The organism is Streptomyces olindensis, from assembly GCF_040645895.1.
GTDB classification, from domain to species: Bacteria; Actinomycetota; Actinomycetes; order Streptomycetales; family Streptomycetaceae; genus Streptomyces; species Streptomyces olindensis.
Genome location: NZ_JBEYZD010000037.1, coordinates 73,027 through 90,226 on the forward strand (window position 1 = coordinate 73,027; position 17,200 = coordinate 90,226).

A 17,200-nucleotide genomic window follows, 5' to 3' on the forward strand; every position below is an offset into this window, starting at 1 on the left:
CCGCCGTGCGCGGTGTTACGGGTTGACGCAGGTGATCGAGCCGACCGGCAGGTTGTTCCCGGTCGAGGTGGCGGTGAAGCCGAACGTCACGGTGCCGTCCGGCGGGATGGTGCGGTTGTGGTCGACGTGCTTGACCGTGACCGCACCGTCGGTGCCCGTGCTCAGGCTGCCGTTCCAGACCTGGCCGATCCGGGTTCCGGCACCCGGCTGCCAGCGCACGGCCCAGCCGTCACGCGCGGTGGTGTTGTGGTTCATCACCTCGACGGACCCCTGGAAGCCGCCGCTCCAGGAGTTCGTCACCTTGTAGACGGCCATGCACCCGGTGTGCGGGTCGGTGGGGGTCGGCGTGGGCGTCGGGTTCGGGGTGCCGCCCGAGCCGCGGATGCCGGTCACCTCGCCGTTGCCGCCGTCGAAGACGATGTCGGAGCAGGAGAAGAAGTTCTCCTGGCTGTCCGAGCGCACCCACTGGATGAACATCATCGCGTTGCCCGAGCGGCCGGAGGGCAGCTTCAGGTCCCAGTAGTAGTGGCCGGTCTCGCTGCCCACCGAGCCGGACTGCGGCGGGTTGGTGACCGTCTGGATCAGCTCCAGGTCGCCCCAGCCCAGCGGCTTGGTGGGCGAGTAGCCGGGCTTGGAGACGTATACCCGGAAGTCGCCCGGGTGGTGTGCCCAGTTGCTGTGCTTGATCCGGATCGTGGCCCCGGAGGTCAGGTGCGTCCGGGGCCAGTCGGCGCGGGCGGCGTTGTAGCCGGTGAAGTTGTACGGGGAGCGGTCGCCTGCGCTGCACAGCTTGCCGTCCGGGACGTAACCCGGGCCGCGTCCGCCGGCGTTGGAGTCCAGCACGGCGAACCAGTTGTACAGCGCGTTCCCGCCGCTCTCGGCGAGCGCGGCCTTGCACGCGGGGTTCGTGGGGTCGAGCGCGCCCGTGCCCGTCTTGGCGTCCAGGTAGCAGAGGTAGGTCCGCGATCCCGGCATCATCGTCACGCCGTGCGCCTGGGCGCTGTTCTGGCCGATCAGGGCCAGGCCGAGCCCGCTGAGCAGGGTGACCAGGAGCGCGAGTAAGGACAGGGGGCGTCTGGTGCTTCGAGCCATGTCTTCTCCTGTGGGGGTGGTGGGTTCCGGTTGTCTCCCCGGAGGTTCGGGGCGGGTCAGGCCGGTGGGGCGCCCCAGGCCAGGGCGCCGTTCAGGTAGGCGGGGATCCTCGGGGCGTCGGTGTAGGAGCCGGCGGTGGTCCGGCTGTGGTCGTCGGCCTCGTCGAACGCGGACCAGTCGGACTTGGCCAGGCGCAGCTGGAGGTCGCCGGTGTCCTTGCCGGCGGCGAGGCTGCCGCTGCGGAAGCCGACCTCCAGATAGGCGTCGGCGCCCGCGACCGGGGTGGCCAGCGGCACCACCCGCAGGGTGACGTCGCCGCAGCCGACGGCCGCGTGGTCGCAGAACGCGTTCACGGTGGACGAGCCGCCGTCCCGGGTGAAGTAGTAGCGGGCGGTGACCTTGGTCAGGTCCACGGAGGTGCTGCCGGTGTTGGCGATCCGCAGGCCGGGGCGGATGGCGTTGTCGGTGGCGGAGGTGTCGTTGTTCCGGTAGGTGACCTTCAGGCCGCCGACCGGGTCGGGTCCGCCGCCGCCCGCCTCCGTGGTGACGCCCAGCGCGGTGGAGGCGGCGGAGACGTTCCCGGCGGCGTCACGGGCGCGGACGGTGTAGCTGTACGCCGTCGAGGCGCGCAGCCCGGTGTCGGTGAACGTGGTCCCGGTGACCGGCCCCGCCCCGACCTTGCTGCCGTCGCGGTACACGTCGTAGCCGGTGACGCCCACGTCGTCCGTGGCCGCCGTCCAGGACAGGGTGACGCTGCTCGCGGTCTTCGCGGTGGCCCGCAGGCCGGTCGGCGCGGTCGGGGCCGTGGTGTCCGGGGAGCCGGGATCACCGGACGGCACCGCCGGGTGGGCGTTGCGCACCAGCATCGAGAACTGCTCGTGGAACCAGTGCCCGGCGAGCGGCGCGTCCGGCATCGCGCCGGTCGGGTTGCCGCCCGCGTTGGGCGCCGTGAAGTCCGGGTTGCACATCGGGTCCGGTCGCTTGCCCTCCTCGTTCGGGATGTCCTTGCTCGCGCCGTCCGACTCCCCCGGCGGCTTGACCCACAGGAAGGCGTCGAGGTGCGAGTCCGGATACCCGGCGGGTGCGGCCTGGGGCGGCTGCCCGAGGCCCGCGCCGTTGACGTTGCACCACAGGCCGCGGTGGGTCCGCCGGTCCACCTTGGACTGGGCGATGTAGGTGTCGAGGGCGGTGCTCGTGGACTCGGCGGTCGGGCGGGAGCTGCCGCCCCAGCCGTTGCGGGAGGTGTCGACGACCATGCCGGTGGAGGCGGGCCAGCCCTGGGCGACGAGCGCGGCGTGCACGGCCCTGGTGAAGTCCGACTCGTCGAAGTTCGGATTCCACTCGTAGTACTTGCCCGACTTGATCATGTTGCCGCCGACCGTCTTGTTCGGGTCGGTGAGGAACGGCTCGGTCAGCGGTGTGTAGTTGGCGACGTTGGTGACCAGGCCGTCGACGCTGCCGAGGCCTGCCGTGGTGCCCTTGACGACGTCCGTGTACAGCCGGGTCGTCTGGGCGAGGTTGTTGTCCCAGCCGAGCCACCCGGAGTGGGCGAAGTCCAGGTAGGTGTACACGTTCGGCACGGCGTGCAGCTTGTTCAGGGCGTAGCGGATGGCGTCGACCTGGATGCCGCTGCTCTTGGCCTGGGCGCACTCGGGGTCGGAGAGGTTGGTGACCAGGTTCGGCAGGCCGTCCGGCTCGATCACCGTGGTGATGCGGATGTCCTGGTACTTCGGGTTGGCGAAGACCTTGGCGATCTCGTCGATGTACTCGCTCTTGTAGCGGGCCAGACCCGCCGCGGTGAGCGGGAGTTCGCCGTTGGAGGCGAGGGCGGAGCAGTCGCGGCCGGGCAGGTCGTACACGACGAAGGTGGCCACGATCGGGCGGCCGGGCTGCTTCTGCGCGAGCGCCAGGTCCAGGTGGTCGGCGAGGCTCTTGCGGCCCGCGTTGACCTCGCCGCCGTGGATGGCGGCGATGCGGTCCAGCCAGACGGCCGTCGGGTGGCTCTTGACCTTCTCCATCCTGGCCTTGAGCGACGCGTCGGTGGTCCGGGCGACGGAGCCGTCGACCAGGCGGGCGTAGTCCGGGTTGACGTAGAACGAGGCGCCGGCGAAGGGGTTGTCGACGTGGGCCTCCGCGGCGGACGCCTCGGGGGCGGACAGCTGGGCCGCAGCTCCCAGCAGCAGGGTGGTCAGTGCGGTGGCCAGCGCCGCCGCCCGCCTGCGGTGCGGTCGGCGCGGGCGGGCGTCCACGTCGCGTCTGGTCCGGTCTGTCATGTGCTCTCCTCGGTGCGGGGTGAAGGTGAGGGGGTCGTCCGCGGGATGAACCGGTGGGGAGAACAAGAGGGGTCGGATCACAGCGATCCCGGTGGGCTACGTGGGGGTGCAGCGCGGGGCGGGGGTGCCCGCGGTGCCGTTCGCCGTGTAGCCGAACGAGGTGGTGACGCCGGCGGCGAGGGTGCCGTTGGAGCCGGTGTCGCGGACCGTGATCCGGCCGTTCGCGACGGTGTGGGTTCCGTTCCAGAGGCTGGTGACCGTGGCGCCGCCCAGGTCCCAGTCGACCGTCCAGCCCGTGATCGGTCCGGTGCCGGTGTTCTTGACGGTGACCTCCGCCTGGTGGCCGCCCGGCCAGGAGTTGACCGACTTGTGGGTGGCGGTGCAGGCCTTCGCCGGGGTCGGGCCGGGGTCCGGATCCGGGCCGGGGTTCGTGCCGTAGGTCAGGCCGTGCCCGTAGGGGAAGAGCGGGCTCTTGCCGTCGCCGTCGTTGATCGGCTGCTGGGAGACGCTGCGCATCCAGGTCATGGGCAGCTTGCCGGTCGGCGCGTGGTCGCCGAACAGCACGTCCGCCACGCCGCCGCCCTCGGTGCCGGGCAGCCAGGCCGCGAGCAGGGCCTTCCAGTCGGGCAGTTGCGCGGCGATGTCCAGCGGGCGGCCGGAGACCAGCACCACCACGACGGGCACGCCGCTCGCCTTCAGCCGGGCCAGGGTCTGCAGGTCCTCCTGGTCCAGGCCCATGCCGGCCGGCCGGTCGCCGTGCATCTCGGCGTACGGGGTCTCGCCGACGACGGCCACGGCGGCCGTGTAGCCGCCGTCGATGCCGTTGCCGTAGCGGTCGTAGGTGACCCGGGAGGGGTCGGTGACGGCGGCGCGGATGCCCTGGAGGACGGTGGTGCCCTCGGTGACGGGGCCGCTGCGGCCCTGCCAGCCGAGGGTCCAGCCGCCGCTCTGGTTGCCGATGTCGTCGGCGGACTTCCCGGCGACGAACAGCCGGCCGGTCTTCGGCAGCGGCAGCACGCCGCCGTCGTTCTTCAGCAGCACCTGCGAGGCGCGCACCGCCTGCCGGGCGAGGGCGCGGTGGGCCGCCGAGCCGACCGTGGAGGTGTACGAGCGGTCGGTCAACGGCCTCTCGAACAGCCCGATCTGGAACTTCTTGGTGAGGATGCGCCGGTTGGCGTCGTCGACGCGGGCCAGGGGGATCCGGCCCGCGCCCACCTCGCCGCGCAGCAGGCTCAGGAACTTCTTGTAGTCGTGCGGGACCATCACCATGTCGACGCCCGCGTTGACGGCGGTGGCGATCTCGGCACCGGTGAACCCGGTCTGCCCGTCGAGCTGGTCGACCGCCGCCCAGTCGGACACGACGAAACCGGTGAAGCCCAGTTCGCCCTTGAGGACGTCGGTGACGAGGTACTTGTGGGCGTGCGAGCGCACCCCGTTCCAGCTGCTGTAGGAGAGCATCACCGAGCCCACGCCGCGCCGGACCGCCTCCTTGAACGGCGGCAGGTGGACGGCGCGCAGCTCGGCCTCGGTGAGCTGGGTGTTGCCCTGGTCGACTCCCCCGGTGGTGCCGCCGTCGCCCAGGTAGTGCTTGGCGGTGGCGAGCACGGAGGCCGGGTCGCCGCCGAGGGTGCCGCCCTGCAGGCCGGTGATGAACGAGGCCATGGCGGTGGGCAGTTCGGGCGTCTCGCCGAACGACTCGTACGTACGCCCCCAGCGGTCGTTGCGGGCCACGCACAGGCAGGGCGCGAAGGACCAGTCGATGCCGGTGCCGGCGACCTCCTCGGCGACCGCGCGGCCCACGCGCTGCACCAGGGCGGGGTCGCGGGTGGCACCCAGGCCGATGTTGTGCGGGAAGAGCGTGGCGCCGCGCACCGCGTTGTGGCCGTGCACCGCGTCGATGCCGTAGATCATCGGGATGCCGAGCGGGGTGGACAGGGCCGTGCGCTGGAGGGAGTCGTAGGTGTCGGCCCAGGTCTGCGCGTTGTTCGGGCTGACCGTGGAGTCGCCGCCAGAGAGCACCGAGCCGATGCGGTAGGTGGCGAGGTCGGAGCGCGGGACCAGGGCGTCCTTCTCGATCTGCGTCATCTGGCCGAGCTTGTCGTCGAGCGTCATCCGGCCCAGCAGGTCCTCGACGCGCTGGGGCACCGGCAGGGCCGGGTCCTGGTACGGCAGCACGGCCGCGGCCCGCGCGGCGTCCCGCTCCGGCGGGGCGGCGGCGGTGAGCCCGGTGACGGCGAGCACCGTGGCACACAGGGCGGCGAGGAGCGCGGGCCGGCGGGTGGACCGCCGGCCGAAGCGGCGGGCGGGGACTTCGGGGAGCAGCGGGGTCATGGCGGGCCTTTCCGGATGCGGGCCGGAGGGGCGGAGGTGGTACGGGCCGCGGGGGCGGCGGGGTGCTGCGCAGGTCAACGGCGGCCGGCGGCCGGTGCCGGTGGCCGGTGCCGGTGGCCGGTGCCGGTGATACGGCCTCGGGGACGGTGCGGGGCGCGGGGTGCGGGGCGCGGGATGCGGGGCGCGGGATGCGGGATGCGGGTGCGGAACTCAAGCAGGGTGCTGGGTAAGCGAGTTGCGGTGGCCGGTGGTGCGAGACCGTGCAGGTGCGGTGCGGGACGTGCCGGTGGCCGTGTCGTGCAGGCCGTGCCCCCGTTGGCCCGTCGTGCAGCCCCCGAGGACGGCCGGTGGTGCAAGACCGCAAGGACGGCCGGTGGTGCAGACCGCAAGGACGGCCGGTGGTGCAGACCGCAAGGACGGTCGGTGGTGCAGACCGCAAGGACGGTCGGTGGTGCAGACCGCAAGGACGGCCGGTGGCGCAGACCGCAAGGACGGCCGGTGGTGCAGGCCCCGGGCCGGCACGCGGTGCGTGCGCGCCGCCGGGAGGCCGCGCGCCGTGCCCCCGGGACGGGACGGCGGGTGGAACGCTCCGGGGTCCGCCCGTTCGGCGCAGGGCGGAGCCCGGAGCGGGTCGGTGCGCCGCGGGTCAGGCGACGGAGCAGGGCGTGCCGTTCAGCGTGAAGCCGGCCGGCTTCGCGAAGGCGCCGCTGTAGGTGCCCTGGAAGCCGAAGGACTGGGTGCCGCCCGCCGCGATCCGCGCGTTGTGCGCGACGGGGCTCGCCGTGACGGCGCCCGAGGTACCGGACAAGGTCGCGTTCCAGGCGCTCGTGACCCGCTGCCCGGACGGCAGCGTGAAGCCGAGCTTCCACCCGTCGACCGCAGCCGATCCGGTGTTCTTCACGGTCACGTCGGCGGTGAAGCCGCCCTGCCAGACGCTGGTTCCGTACGTCACCTGGCAGGCCGTCGCCGGGCCGCCGGGGCCGCCCGGGTCGCCGCCGCCACCGGTGTTGACGGTGGAGGAGAAGGAGTTCACGGCGAGCCCGGCCCCGTTCTGCCACGGCTCGAAGCCGGCCTGGACGCTGGTCAGGTACCAGTTGCTCTGCGCCATCCCCCGGGCCACGGCCTGGTCGACGAAGTCCATGACGTCGAAGCTCCAGCCGGAGATCGCGGCGGGGGCGACGAAGGAGATCACGTCGTTGGACCCGTTGCTGCCGGTCCACACCTCCCAGCTGCGCCCTCCGACGGAGGCGGTGGCCACCCGGGAGCCGATCGGCTGGATCGGACCGACCCGGTTGAACCAGATCATGATCTCCGTCCGGTTGACGCCGTCGGTGCGCGGCGTCGGGTCCAGCCAGATGTCGTACGAGGCGTTGTACACGGCGCCCTGGACGTAGCCGTACGAGATGCTGCTGGGCGCGCTGGAGATGGTGTCGAGCCGCGCCGGCAGGTTGGTCCCCGGCGAACAGTTCGTGTAGTGGCAGCCGTTGAAGACCGAGGGGTACGACTTCGGCGCGCCGTTGGTGGGCACCGAGCCGTCGGCCTGGGTGACCCGGAAGCCGGTGTCGGTCGCGGTGACGCACTGCGGGGCGCTGGTGCCCCAGCGGTTGTTCTGGACGACGTAGCGGCCCTGGATCACGGTCGATCCGAACTGCTCGCAGACGACCGTGTCCGCCCGGGCGGGCGCGGTGGCGGCGAGGAGCGCCGCGACGGTGGCGAGCGCGGTGAGCAGCGCCCCGAACAGGGCGCGGACGGTGCGGAGGCGGTGCGGTGACGATCGCATGCGGGGGGCCTCTCTCCGTGGGAACCGGATTCGAACGGAGGGTGCTGCGGCTCGGGTTCGGGAGCGCTCCCACCTCCCCACTGATGGGAGCGCTCCCACCTCACCGGTTTCGGTCGTGACTGTAGGAGCCCCCCATGTCCCTGACAACCCGTTAGACGGGAATCCGTCGAATGTATTTCGAAGTCCCAGGTCGGCCAGGGTGCCTCGACCGGTCCTCGCAACAGGCGGACTGCAACCGAACGCTGGGAGCGCTCCCGGACGGCTTCACGCCGACTCGCGCACCACCAGCTGCGTCCGCAGGATCACGTGCCGCCACGCCACTTCCGGCTGGTCCATCTCCTCCAGCAGCAGCCGTACCATCGTCCGGCCGATCTGCTCCAGCGGCTGGCGGACGGTGGTCAGCGGCGGGTCGGTGTGCCGGGCGAGTTCGAAGTCGTCGAAGCCGACGACCGCCACGTCGTCGGGCACCCGGCGCCCCGCCTCGCGCAGCACGGTGAGGGCCCCCGAGGCCATGGTGTCGGAGGCGGCGAGGACCGCGTCCACGTCCGGGTGACGATCGAGGAGTTCGGTCATCGCCCGGCGCCCGCTCGCCTCGGTGAAGTCGCCCTCGACGGTCCAGGAGGCGGGCGCGGGCAGCCCCGCCCGCTCCAGGGCCTGCTGGTAGCCGCGCAGACGGCACCGGGCGACGTACATGTCGAGCGGCCCGGTGATCGCCGCGATCGCGCGCCGGCCGCCGCGCAGCAGGTGGGCCACCGCCTCACGGGCGCCGCCGACGTTGTCCGCGTCGACGTAGGTGATCTGCTCGTCGCCGGAGCGGCGGCCCAGCAGGACGGTGGGCAGGCCCGCGTCGGCGAGCATGTCCGGCAGCCGGTCCTCGGCGCGCACCGACATGAGCAGGACGCCGTCGACCCGGCCGCCGCGCGCGTACTCGACGAACCGCTGCCGCTCGGCCTCGGTGCGCACCAGCGTGAGCAGCAGTTGCACCGAGGTCTCGGCGATCGCGTCGCCGACGGCCGTGACCGTCTCCGAAAAGAACGGCTCGCCGAACAGCCGCCAGTCCCGTTCCGTCATGACCAGCGCCACGGCGTCGGCCCGCCGTCCGGCCAGCGAACGCGCCGCCAGGTTGGGCACGTAGCCGAGTTCGGCGATGGCCCGCTGCACGGCACGGCGGGTGGACTCCCGGACGCCCGCCTCGTTGTTGACGACGCGGGAGACCGTGCCCCGTCCGACCCCGGCGAGCGCGGCCACCTCCTCCAGCGTGGGCGTCGTACCCGGCCGCCGCTTGACCATGTGTCACCCCCAAGGGTGTCGATCTTACGGGGCCTGGCCCTCGTACGACCGGACGCCCTCGCGGTCGTTCAGACGGTGTAGCGCTCGCGCAGCTCCACCTTCCGCACCTTCCCGGACACGGTCATCGGGAACGAGTCGAGGATCTGCAGCCGGCTCGGGATCTTGTAGTGCGCCAACCGCCCCTCGCAGAAGGCGCGCAGTTCCTCCAGGGTCGGCGGGGCGCCCGGGTCGCGGGCGATGACGCAGGCCAGGACCTCCTCGCCGTAGTGCTCGTGCGGGACGCCCACGACCTGGACGTCCTGGATCTTGGGGTGGGCGTAGAGGAACTCCTCGATCTCGCGGGGGTAGATGTTCTCCCCGCCCCGGATGATCATGTCCTTGATGCGGCCGACGATCTCGACGTAACCGTCCTCGCGCATCACGGCGAGGTCGCCGGTGTGCATCCAGCGGCCCGCGTCGATGGCCTCGGCGGTCTTCTCCGGCTCGTTCCAGTAGCCGAGCATCACGCTGTACCCGCGTGTGCACAACTCGCCCGGCACGTCCCGGGGTCGCGTCACACCGGTCGCCGGGTCGACGACCTTGACCTCGATGTGCGGCAGGACCCGCCCGACCGTGCCCGTGCGGTGCTCCAGGTCGTCGTCCCTGCGGGTCTGGAGGGATACCGGCGACGTCTCGGTCATGCCGTAGCAGATGGAGACCTCCGCCATGTGCATCTCGGCGACGACCCGTTTCATCACCTCCACGGGGCAGGGCGAGCCCGCCATGATGCCGGTGCGCAGCGAGGAGAGGTCGTAGGAGGCGAAGTCCGGCAGGTTCAGCTCCGCGATGAACATGGTGGGGACGCCGTAGAGGGAGGTGCAGCGCTCCTGCTGGACGGCGTCCAGGGTCGCCTTCGGGTCGAAGGACGGGGCCGGGATGACCACGCAGGCGCCGTGCGAGGTGGCGGCGAGGTTGCCCATGACCATGCCGAAGCAGTGGTAGAAGGGCACCGGGACGCAGATCCGGTCCTGCTCGGTGTAGGCGATCAACTCGCCCACGAAGTAGCCGTTGTTGAGGATGTTGTGGTGCGAGAGGGTCGCGCCCTTGGGGAAGCCCGTCGTGCCCGACGTGTACTGGATGTTGATGGGGTCGTCGCAGGAGAGTTCCTCGTACGTCGCGCCGTCGGTCGCCCGCCCGAGCAGCGTCTCCCAGCCCGGGTCGCCGAAGTACACGACCTCGCGCAGGCCGGGGCAGCGGCCCCGCACCTGCTCGACCATCGCCCGGTAGTCGCTCGTCTTGTGGCTCAGGGACGCGAACAGCAGGGACACGCCGGCCTGCTTGAGGACGTACTCGACCTCGTGCGTGCGGTACGCCGGGTTGATGTTCACCATGATCGCGCCGAGGCGGGCGGTGGCGTACTGGACGAGCACCCACTCGGGGCAGTTGACCGCCCAGACGCCCACCCGGTCGCCCTTGGCGACACCGGACGCCAGCAGGGCGGAGGCCAGTTCGTCCACCGCCGCGGCGAACTGCGCGTAGGTCCAGCGCCGGCCGGACGGCACGTCCACCAGCGCCTCGCGGTCGGGCCAGGTGGCCACCGCCCGGTCCAGGTTGGCCCCGATGGTGTCGCCGAGCAGGGCCGTGCCGCCGATTCCGTGGGTGTAGGAGTTCACCGGAAGTCCTCCTCGCGGTACTCGGCGTCCGAGCCGGCCGCCGTGGCCTCGCGCAGTTCGATCCGGCGGATCTTGCCGGAGACGGTCTTGGGCAGCTCGCCGAACTCCAGGCGGCGGATGCGCTTGTAGGGGGCCAGGGTCTCCCGGGAGTGCTCGAACAGCACCTTGGCCGTGTCGGGGCCGGGCTCCCAGCCGTCCGCGAGGACCACGTACGCCTTGGGGACGGCGAGCCGCAGGTCGTCCGGGGCCGGGACGACCGCCGCCTCGGCGACCGCCTCGTGCTCCAGCAGCGCGCTCTCCAGCTCGAAGGGGCTGATCTTGTAGTCGGAGGCCTTGAAGACGTCGTCGCTGCGCCCGATGTAGGTCAGGTACCCGTCCTCGTCCCGGGAGGCGACGTCCCCGGTGCGGTAGTAGCCGCCCGCCATCGCCTCCGCCGTCCGGTCCGCGTCGCCGTGGTAGCCGGTCATCAGGCCGACGGGGCGCTCCGACAGGTCGAGGGCGATCTCGCCCTCCACGGCGCCCGGCGCGCCCGAGACGGGGTCGAGGAGCTCGACGCGGTAGCCGGGGCTCGGGCGGCCCATGGAGCCGGTCTTGAGGAGCTGGCCGGGGCTGTTGGCGACCTGCACGGCCGTCTCGGTCTGGCCGAAACCGTCCCGGATGGTGACGCCCCAGGACCGGCGGACCTGCTCGATGACCTCCGGGTTGAGCGGCTCGCCGGCGGCGACGACCTCGCGGGGCGGGGTGCGCAGCTGGGTGAGGTCGGCCTGGATGAGCATGCGCCAGACGGTCGGCGGGGCGCAGAAGGTGGTGACGCCCGCCCGGTCCATCTCGGCCATGAGCCGGGCGGCGTCGAAACGCGTGTAGTTGTGCAGGAAGACGGTCGCCTCGGCGTTCCACGGGGCGAAGAGGTTGGACCAGGCGTGCTTGGCCCAGCCCGGAGAGGAGATGTTCAGGTGCACGTCGCCCGGCTTCAGGCCGATCCAGTACATCGTCGACAGGTGGCCGATCGGATACGACGTGTGGGTGTGCTCGACGAGTTTCGGCCGGGCGGTGGTGCCCGAGGTGAAGTAGAGCATCAGCGGGTCGTCGGCGCGGGTCGGGCCGTCGGGCGTGAAGTCGGCGGCGGCGCCGTAGGCGTCGTCCAGCGGCAGCCAGCCGTCCGGCACGGCTTCTGCGTCGCAGGCGGCGACGCGGGTGTAGTCGCCGGGGACCTCGGCGAACTTGCCGGTGTCCTCGGGGCGGGCGATGACGTGCCGGACCCGGCCGCGCGCCACGCGGTCGCGCAGGTCTGCGGGGCCGAGCAGCGGGGTGGCCGGGATGACCACCGCGCGCAGCTTCATCGCCGCGAGCGCGAGGATCCACAGTTCGGCCTGGTTGCCGAGCATGACGAGGATCCGGTCCTCGGCGCGCACGCCCCGGGCGCGCAGCCAGGAGGCGAACTGGGCCGACCGTACGGACAGCTCCCCGAAGGACAGCCGGGTCTCGCGGCCGTCCTCCTCGACGATGTGCAGGGCCGTGCGGGCGTTGCCGTGGGCGATCGCGTCGAACCAGTCGAGCGCCCAGTTGAAGTACTCGGGACGGGGCCAGCGGAAGCCCTCGTAGGCGGTGCCGTAGTCCTCGCGGTGTGCCAGCAGGAAGTCCCGCGCATTGCGGAACAGCTCCGTCGCCGATGTCATCTGTCCTCCTGGGTGCCGGACCATTGCCGGGCGGCTCCGAGCCATCGTGTAATCCGTGATGCAGGTCTCACTACCCCCGAACGGGGGGTGCGCCCGCGCGGCAGCCGTAGTGAAGGGGCGAACAGGTGACAGCAGACGCGTCCGACGCGGTCGAGATACGGAACGCGCTGCTGCGCCTGCGGCGCGCCACCGGCCTTCCGGTCGCCTTCGGCGGCCTGCTGGAGGCCGGGCAGCGGATGCGCATCAGCGAACTGGACGGCACGGCGACGCACGCGCTGCGGTCGCTGGTCGTGACGTCCGGGACGGGGCTGGGCGGCAAGACGGTGGCGCTGGCCCGGCCGTGCGTGGTGACGGACTACTCGGCGTCCCGGCAGATCAGCCACGAGTACGACGCCGCGGTGGCCGCGGAGGGGCTGCGCTCGGTGCTGGCCGTGCCGGTGGTCGTACGGCACCGGGTGCGCGGGGTGCTGTACGGGGCGCTGCGCACCGCCCAGCCGCTGGGCGGGCGCATGCTGGACGCGGCCGTGGAGGCGGCGCGGGACGTGGAGCGGGCGCTGGCCGTGCGCGACGAGGCCCGGGCGCAGGCCGCCGGGGCCGGGGCGGGCTGGGAGCAGGTGCGGGAGGCGCACGCGGCGCTGCGGGCGCTGGCCCCGCGGATCGCGGACCCGCAGCTGCGGGCGGAGCTGCTCGGCGCCTGCGCGCTGCTGGCGGCCGATTCCGGTGGGTCCGGTCCCCCGGCCCGGGTCCGGCTCGCGCCCCGGGAGGTGGACGTGCTGGCGTGCGTCGCCGCGGGCGCCACGAACGCGGTCGCCGCGGAGCGGCTGGGGGTGACGCCCGAGACCGTCAAGGGGTATCTGCGGTCGGCCATGCGCAAGCTGCGGGCCCGGACCCGGGGCGAGGCCGTGGTCGCCGCGCGCCGGGCGGGATGGTTGCCGTAGGTTTGTGATGTTTTCCGAGATGCCGGTTCGTTCGACGGGCCGAAGCGTTACCGACGGGGCGCCGACGCCGTGTTCCGCCGCTTTCGAGGGACCGGTGAATTCGCCCGTCGAGGTCCGTTGTTATTTCCCTCACCACACCGTCCGTCCGAAATTCAAAGAGCTGTTGCCTAATATTGGCCAGGACACGACACACGGAGGGAAGCGGTGACCGTGCGACGGGACTTCCAGGAGCCTGCCAGGAGCCGCCCCGACCTGGTCATCGGCCGGGAGGACCTGTGCACGTCGGCGCGTGAGCAGCTCGGCCGGGGCGGCAGCGTGCTGCTCCACGGCCCCGCGGGAATAGGAAAGTCGACGATCCTGCGGGCGCTGGCCGCGGATTACGGCGGTGCGGCCCGGACCGTGTTGCGCTGCTCGGCCACCGAGTCGGAATCCCACCTGCCCTTCCTGGCCCTGGCCGACCTGTTCGGGCTGGTCGTGGACGAGATCTCGGGCCGGCTGCCCGCCGCGCAGCGCACGGCCCTGGAGTCGGCGCTCACCGGCCGCGGCGAGTCCACGCTCCAGCGGGACGGGCTCGCGCTGCGCCTCGCCGTGCTGTCGGCGCTGCGCGCCCTGGCCGCCGAGGGGCCGGTTCTCGTCGTCGCCGACGACCTCCAGTGGCTGGATGCCGCCAGTGCCGAACTGCTCGGCTTCGCCGCCCGCCGGCTGGGCGACACGCCCGTGCAGATGCTGTGCGCGGTGCGGACCGAGGGCCAGGAGTACGACCGCCATCTACGCGCGTCTCCGCCCGACACGCTCGCCGTCCGGCTGGGCCCCCTGACCCGTACCCAGGTCTCGGCGCTGCTCGACCACCGCGGCTACACCCCCCTGTCCCGCTCCACGATCCGGGACATCCACCGCACCAGCGGCGGCAACCCGCTCTTCGCCCTGGAGCTGGGCCGCGCCCTGGCGGAGAGCCCCGCCCGGCCCCGGCCCGGGGAGCCCCTGCCGGTGCCCACCTCGCTGCGGGCCCTGGTGCTGAGCCGGCTGGAGATGCTGTCGGACGAGGCGCGCCGCACCCTGCTGGTGGCCAGCGCCGGGGCGCGTCCCACGCTGGCGCTGCTGCACGCGGCCGGGCGGGAGCACGCCGAGGCCGAGACCGCCCAGGCGGCGGCGCTGGGACTGCTGGCGACCGAGGCGGAGGGCCCCGCCGTACGGTTCGCGCATCCGCTGATCTCGGCCGCGCTGTACGCGGAGGCACCGGCGGCGGAGCGGCGGGCCGTGCACGCCGCGCTGTCCACGGCGGCCTCCGACCCCATCGAGCGGGCCCGGCACCTCGCCCTGGCGACCAGCGGGACGGACCCGGAGGTGGCGGCCCGGCTCGCCGAGGCCGCTGCGCTGGCCCTGGACCGCGGGGCGCCGTCCGTGGCCGCCTCGCTCGGGCTGCTCGCCGCCCGGCACACCCCGGCGGACAGTTCGCCGGGGCCGGACGAGCGGCGGCTGCAGGCCGCGGAGGACGCGATCACGGCGGGCGAGGCCGATCTCGCCCGCGACATCGCCCGGGACGTACTGACGCGTGCCACCGTGCCGGCCGAGCGGGTGCGGGCCTGGATGGTGGTCATCGAGGCGGCCGGTCAGGCGCTCGGCGACGTCGACGCCGTCTTCCCGCAGGTCCTGGCCGACGCGGGCGACGACCCGCGGCTGCTCGCCCTGGTCCACTACCAGCTGGCCTGGCGCGGACTGGTCGTGGAGGGCGACTTCGCCGAAGCCCGGCAGGAGGCCGCGCACGCGGCGGAGCTGGCCGCCCTCGGAAAGGACCGGCGCACGGAGCTGATGGCGCTGTCCTTCCAGGCCTCCACCGAGACCCTGATGGGCCACCCGGACGCCCCCGCGACCGTCAAACGGGCGCTCAGGGAACCCCAGGACCCGTACGTGGCCTGCCACCACAACGGCGCCGGGTCGGCCCGGTTCCGCTGGCTGATCATGAGCGACCAGCTGCCCGAGGCGCGGGCGACCATCACCGCGCTGCTGCGCGAGGTGCGGCGGCGCGGCATGGTCGAGAGCGAGGTGCACTTCCTGCGTTTCCTCGCCGAGACCGAACTGCGCTCCGGGCACTGCGGCCGGGCGCTCGACCTGGCCCGCGAGAGCCTGCGGCTCGCCCGGGACTCGGGGATCGGCGAGGGCGCCTCCGCCATGCTCACCTCCCTCGCGGAGGCCTCCGCCGGGGACGTCGACCGGGCCCTGGCCCTCGCCCGTGAGGCGGCGGACCACGCCGAGGTCGACGGCGACCAGATGTACCTCTCGCGGGCGCTCGCGGCGCTGGGCTACGCCCAGTTGGTGGCCGGGGACCCGGCGGCCACGGTCCGTTCGCTGCGCCGGGTGCGGGAACTGGAGCAGAGCCTCGGGATCACCGACCCGGCGCGCGGCCGCTGGCACGGTGACCTGGCCGAGGCCCTGGTCCGGATCGGGGAGCCGGGCGAGGCGCAGGACGTCATCGACACGGCCCGGGTGCACGCGCTGCGGCTGGGCCGGGAGAGCGTGCTCGCCGTGCTGGACCGGGCCGAGGCCCTGGTCCGCGCGGCGCGCGGCGAACACGAGGGGGCAGCGGTCCGGTTGGCGTCCGTGCGGGACCGGCTCGGCGGGCTCGGCTACGGCCTGGAGGAGGCGCGGGCCGCCTTCGCGCTGGCCCGCCTGCGCGCCCAGGCCGCCGCGTTCCCGCGCGCCGGCGGCACTCCCCCGCCGGGACCGGCCTCCTACGACGAGGCCGCCCGGCTGTTCCGGCGCTGCCGGGCGATGCCCTGGCTGCGGCAGGTCGACGCGGCCGCCACGGCCGGTGCCGCGGTGGTGGAGCCGGCCCCGGTCGCGGCGCCGGTGGTGCGCGACGCGCTGGAGGGACTCGCCTCGATGGAGCGTCAGGTCGCCTCGCTCGTGATGGAGGGCGCGACCAACCGGGAGATCGCGGCCCGCCTGTTCATCAGCGTCAAGACCGTCGAGGCGACCCTCACCCGGGTCTACCGGAAGCTGGGAATCCGCTCGCGGGTGGACATCGTCCGGCTGGCCGCGGGCCGCCGCACGACCTGAACCGACCTGGGTTTACGGGGTCCAACCGAGGGTTATCCCTGCCCAACTCCCTTAGGGGGTTCCCTCATTGGGAGCCCTCGGGGCCGGGCTCTAGCTTTGGGGCGTGCCGCTCGCCGGGCACACGGAGATCCGCACAACGGCGTCAGGGTCCCCGTGCACCACCCACCCGCGCGACCCCCCACCGGCAACTCCCCGAGGAGACCCATGTTCGGGCTCAACCGTGCCAAGAAGGCCGCCGCTCTGGCCACCGCGACCGCTGCCGCCGCCGCGACCGCGCTGCTCGCCGCCCCCACCGCCGTCGCCGCGCCCCAGCCGATCGTCGGCGGGACCACGACCACGACGACCGCGTACCCGTTCGTCATGCAGATCACGGACGCCTCGCAGAACCAGTTCTGCGGCGGCACGCTCGTCTCGCCCACCAAGGTCGTCACCGCCGCGCACTGCATGGTCGGCGAGACCACCAGCAGCGTCCGCGTGGTCGGTGGCCGCACCTACCGCAACGGCACCAACGGCACCGTCAGCAGAGTCAGCAGGATATGGATCCACCCGAGCTACACCGACGCCACCAACGGCGACGACGTGGCCGTGCTGACGCTGTCGACGTCGATGCCCTACACCCCCGCGAAGTACGTCTCCTCCTCCCAGACCTCGGTGTACGCGGCCGGCACCACCGCCCGCATCCTCGGCTGGGGCACCACCGCCTCGAACGGCAGCAGCTCCAACCAGCTGCGCACCGCGACCGTACCGACCGTGTCCGACTCCAGTTGCGGCAGCTCCTACGGCTCCGACTTCGTGCAGAGCGACATGGTGTGCGCCGGATACACCGCCGGCGGCGTGGACACCTGCCAGGGCGACAGCGGCGGCCCCCTGCTCATCGGGGGCGTCCTGGCAGGCATCACTTCCTGGGGCGAGGGCTGCGCCCAGGCCGGTTACCCGGGTGTCTACACCCGGCTGACCACCTTCTCGAACCTGGTGACGACGCAGGTCAACTCCTGACCCACCACTAGCTCCTGAGTACCCCTCAGGTGAAATGCCAGGGGGCGTTGCGGGCCTCCACGCCCACACCCATGTTGACCACGATCTTGACGAGACCGGGGATCTGCATGACGTT

The 17,200-nt window shown here is 72.9% G+C and carries 10 protein-coding genes and 1 pseudogene; 3 read left to right on the forward strand and 8 right to left on the reverse strand.

The window, feature by feature from the left end; all coding sequences use genetic code 11:
- Nucleotides 1-15: 15 nt before the first annotated feature.
- The 7 genes from ABZ948_RS23820 to ABZ948_RS23850 all read right to left on the reverse strand — a co-directional run bounded on the left by ABZ948_RS23820 (nucleotide 16) and on the right by ABZ948_RS23850 (nucleotide 12,094).
- Nucleotides 16-1,092 carry a lytic polysaccharide monooxygenase auxiliary activity family 9 protein gene (locus ABZ948_RS23820; RefSeq protein ID WP_359762619.1) on the reverse strand — a complete coding sequence of 359 codons (1,077 nt, stop codon included), beginning with the start codon at nucleotides 1,090-1,092 and terminating at the stop codon, nucleotides 16-18.
- A 56-nt stretch (nucleotides 1,093-1,148) separates the two neighbouring features.
- A complete protein-coding gene (locus ABZ948_RS23825; protein ID WP_359762621.1) occupies nucleotides 1,149-3,365 on the reverse strand; it encodes a glycoside hydrolase family 6 protein in 2,217 nt (738 codons plus the stop codon).
- Nucleotides 3,366-3,461: 96 nt separating this feature from the next.
- Complete coding sequence (locus ABZ948_RS23830; RefSeq protein WP_359762623.1) at nucleotides 3,462-5,696, reverse strand: glycoside hydrolase family 3 N-terminal domain-containing protein; 2,235 nt, start codon at nucleotides 5,694-5,696, stop codon at nucleotides 3,462-3,464.
- Between the two features lie 646 nt (nucleotides 5,697-6,342).
- Nucleotides 6,343-7,476, reverse strand: coding sequence for a glycoside hydrolase family 12 protein (locus tag ABZ948_RS23835; protein WP_359762625.1), 1,134 nt, complete (start codon nucleotides 7,474-7,476; stop codon nucleotides 6,343-6,345).
- Nucleotides 7,477-7,740: 264 nt separating this feature from the next.
- On the reverse strand, nucleotides 7,741-8,766 hold the full coding sequence (locus ABZ948_RS23840; RefSeq protein ID WP_359762627.1) for a LacI family DNA-binding transcriptional regulator: 1,026 nt from the start codon (nucleotides 8,764-8,766) through the stop codon (nucleotides 7,741-7,743).
- A gap of 68 nt (nucleotides 8,767-8,834) precedes the next feature.
- Nucleotides 8,835-10,418, reverse strand: coding sequence for an AMP-binding protein (locus tag ABZ948_RS23845; RefSeq protein ID WP_359762629.1), 1,584 nt, complete (start codon nucleotides 10,416-10,418; stop codon nucleotides 8,835-8,837).
- Nucleotides 10,415-12,094 (reverse strand): AMP-binding protein, encoded by a 1,680-nt coding sequence (locus ABZ948_RS23850; RefSeq protein WP_359762631.1) that lies wholly within the window; start codon nucleotides 12,092-12,094, stop codon nucleotides 10,415-10,417. The genes ABZ948_RS23845 and ABZ948_RS23850 overlap by 4 nt, the downstream gene beginning before the upstream one ends.
- Nucleotides 12,095-12,219: 125 nt before the next feature.
- Here ABZ948_RS23850 and ABZ948_RS23855 point away from each other — a divergent pair, with 125 nt between their 5' ends.
- The 3 genes from ABZ948_RS23855 to ABZ948_RS23865 all read left to right on the forward strand — a co-directional run bounded on the left by ABZ948_RS23855 (nucleotide 12,220) and on the right by ABZ948_RS23865 (nucleotide 17,085).
- The gene (locus tag ABZ948_RS23855) at nucleotides 12,220-13,032 is read left to right on the forward strand and encodes a helix-turn-helix transcriptional regulator (RefSeq protein WP_359762633.1); all 813 of its coding nucleotides are present in this window, start codon (nucleotides 12,220-12,222) and stop codon (nucleotides 13,030-13,032) included.
- Nucleotides 13,033-13,236: 204 nt separating this feature from the next.
- Complete coding sequence (locus ABZ948_RS23860) at nucleotides 13,237-16,089, forward strand: helix-turn-helix transcriptional regulator (RefSeq protein WP_359762635.1); 2,853 nt, start codon at nucleotides 13,237-13,239, stop codon at nucleotides 16,087-16,089.
- Between the two features lie 204 nt (nucleotides 16,090-16,293).
- On the forward strand, nucleotides 16,294-17,085 hold the full coding sequence (locus ABZ948_RS23865; RefSeq protein ID WP_359762637.1) for a S1 family peptidase: 792 nt from the start codon (nucleotides 16,294-16,296) through the stop codon (nucleotides 17,083-17,085).
- A gap of 43 nt (nucleotides 17,086-17,128) precedes the next feature.
- Here the strand turns inward: ABZ948_RS23865 and ABZ948_RS23870 are convergent.
- A pseudogene (locus tag ABZ948_RS23870) lies at nucleotides 17,129-17,200 on the reverse strand (50S ribosomal protein L5); the annotation flags it as partial.

Coding starts and splice junctions, on each gene's coding strand:
- ABZ948_RS23820 (WP_359762619.1), bottom strand. CDS start 1,092: ATGGCTCGAAGCACCAGACGCCCCCTGTCCTTACTCGCGCTCCTGGTC.
- ABZ948_RS23850 (WP_359762631.1), bottom strand. CDS start 12,094: ATGACATCGGCGACGGAGCTGTTCCGCAATGCGCGGGACTTCCTGCTG.
- ABZ948_RS23830 (WP_359762623.1), bottom strand. CDS start 5,696: ATGACCCCGCTGCTCCCCGAAGTCCCCGCCCGCCGCTTCGGCCGGCGG.
- ABZ948_RS23825 (WP_359762621.1), bottom strand. CDS start 3,365: ATGACAGACCGGACCAGACGCGACGTGGACGCCCGCCCGCGCCGACCG.
- ABZ948_RS23865 (WP_359762637.1), top strand. CDS start 16,294: ATGTTCGGGCTCAACCGTGCCAAGAAGGCCGCCGCTCTGGCCACCGCG.
- ABZ948_RS23840 (WP_359762627.1), bottom strand. CDS start 8,766: ATGGTCAAGCGGCGGCCGGGTACGACGCCCACGCTGGAGGAGGTGGCC.
- ABZ948_RS23835 (WP_359762625.1), bottom strand. CDS start 7,476: ATGCGATCGTCACCGCACCGCCTCCGCACCGTCCGCGCCCTGTTCGGG.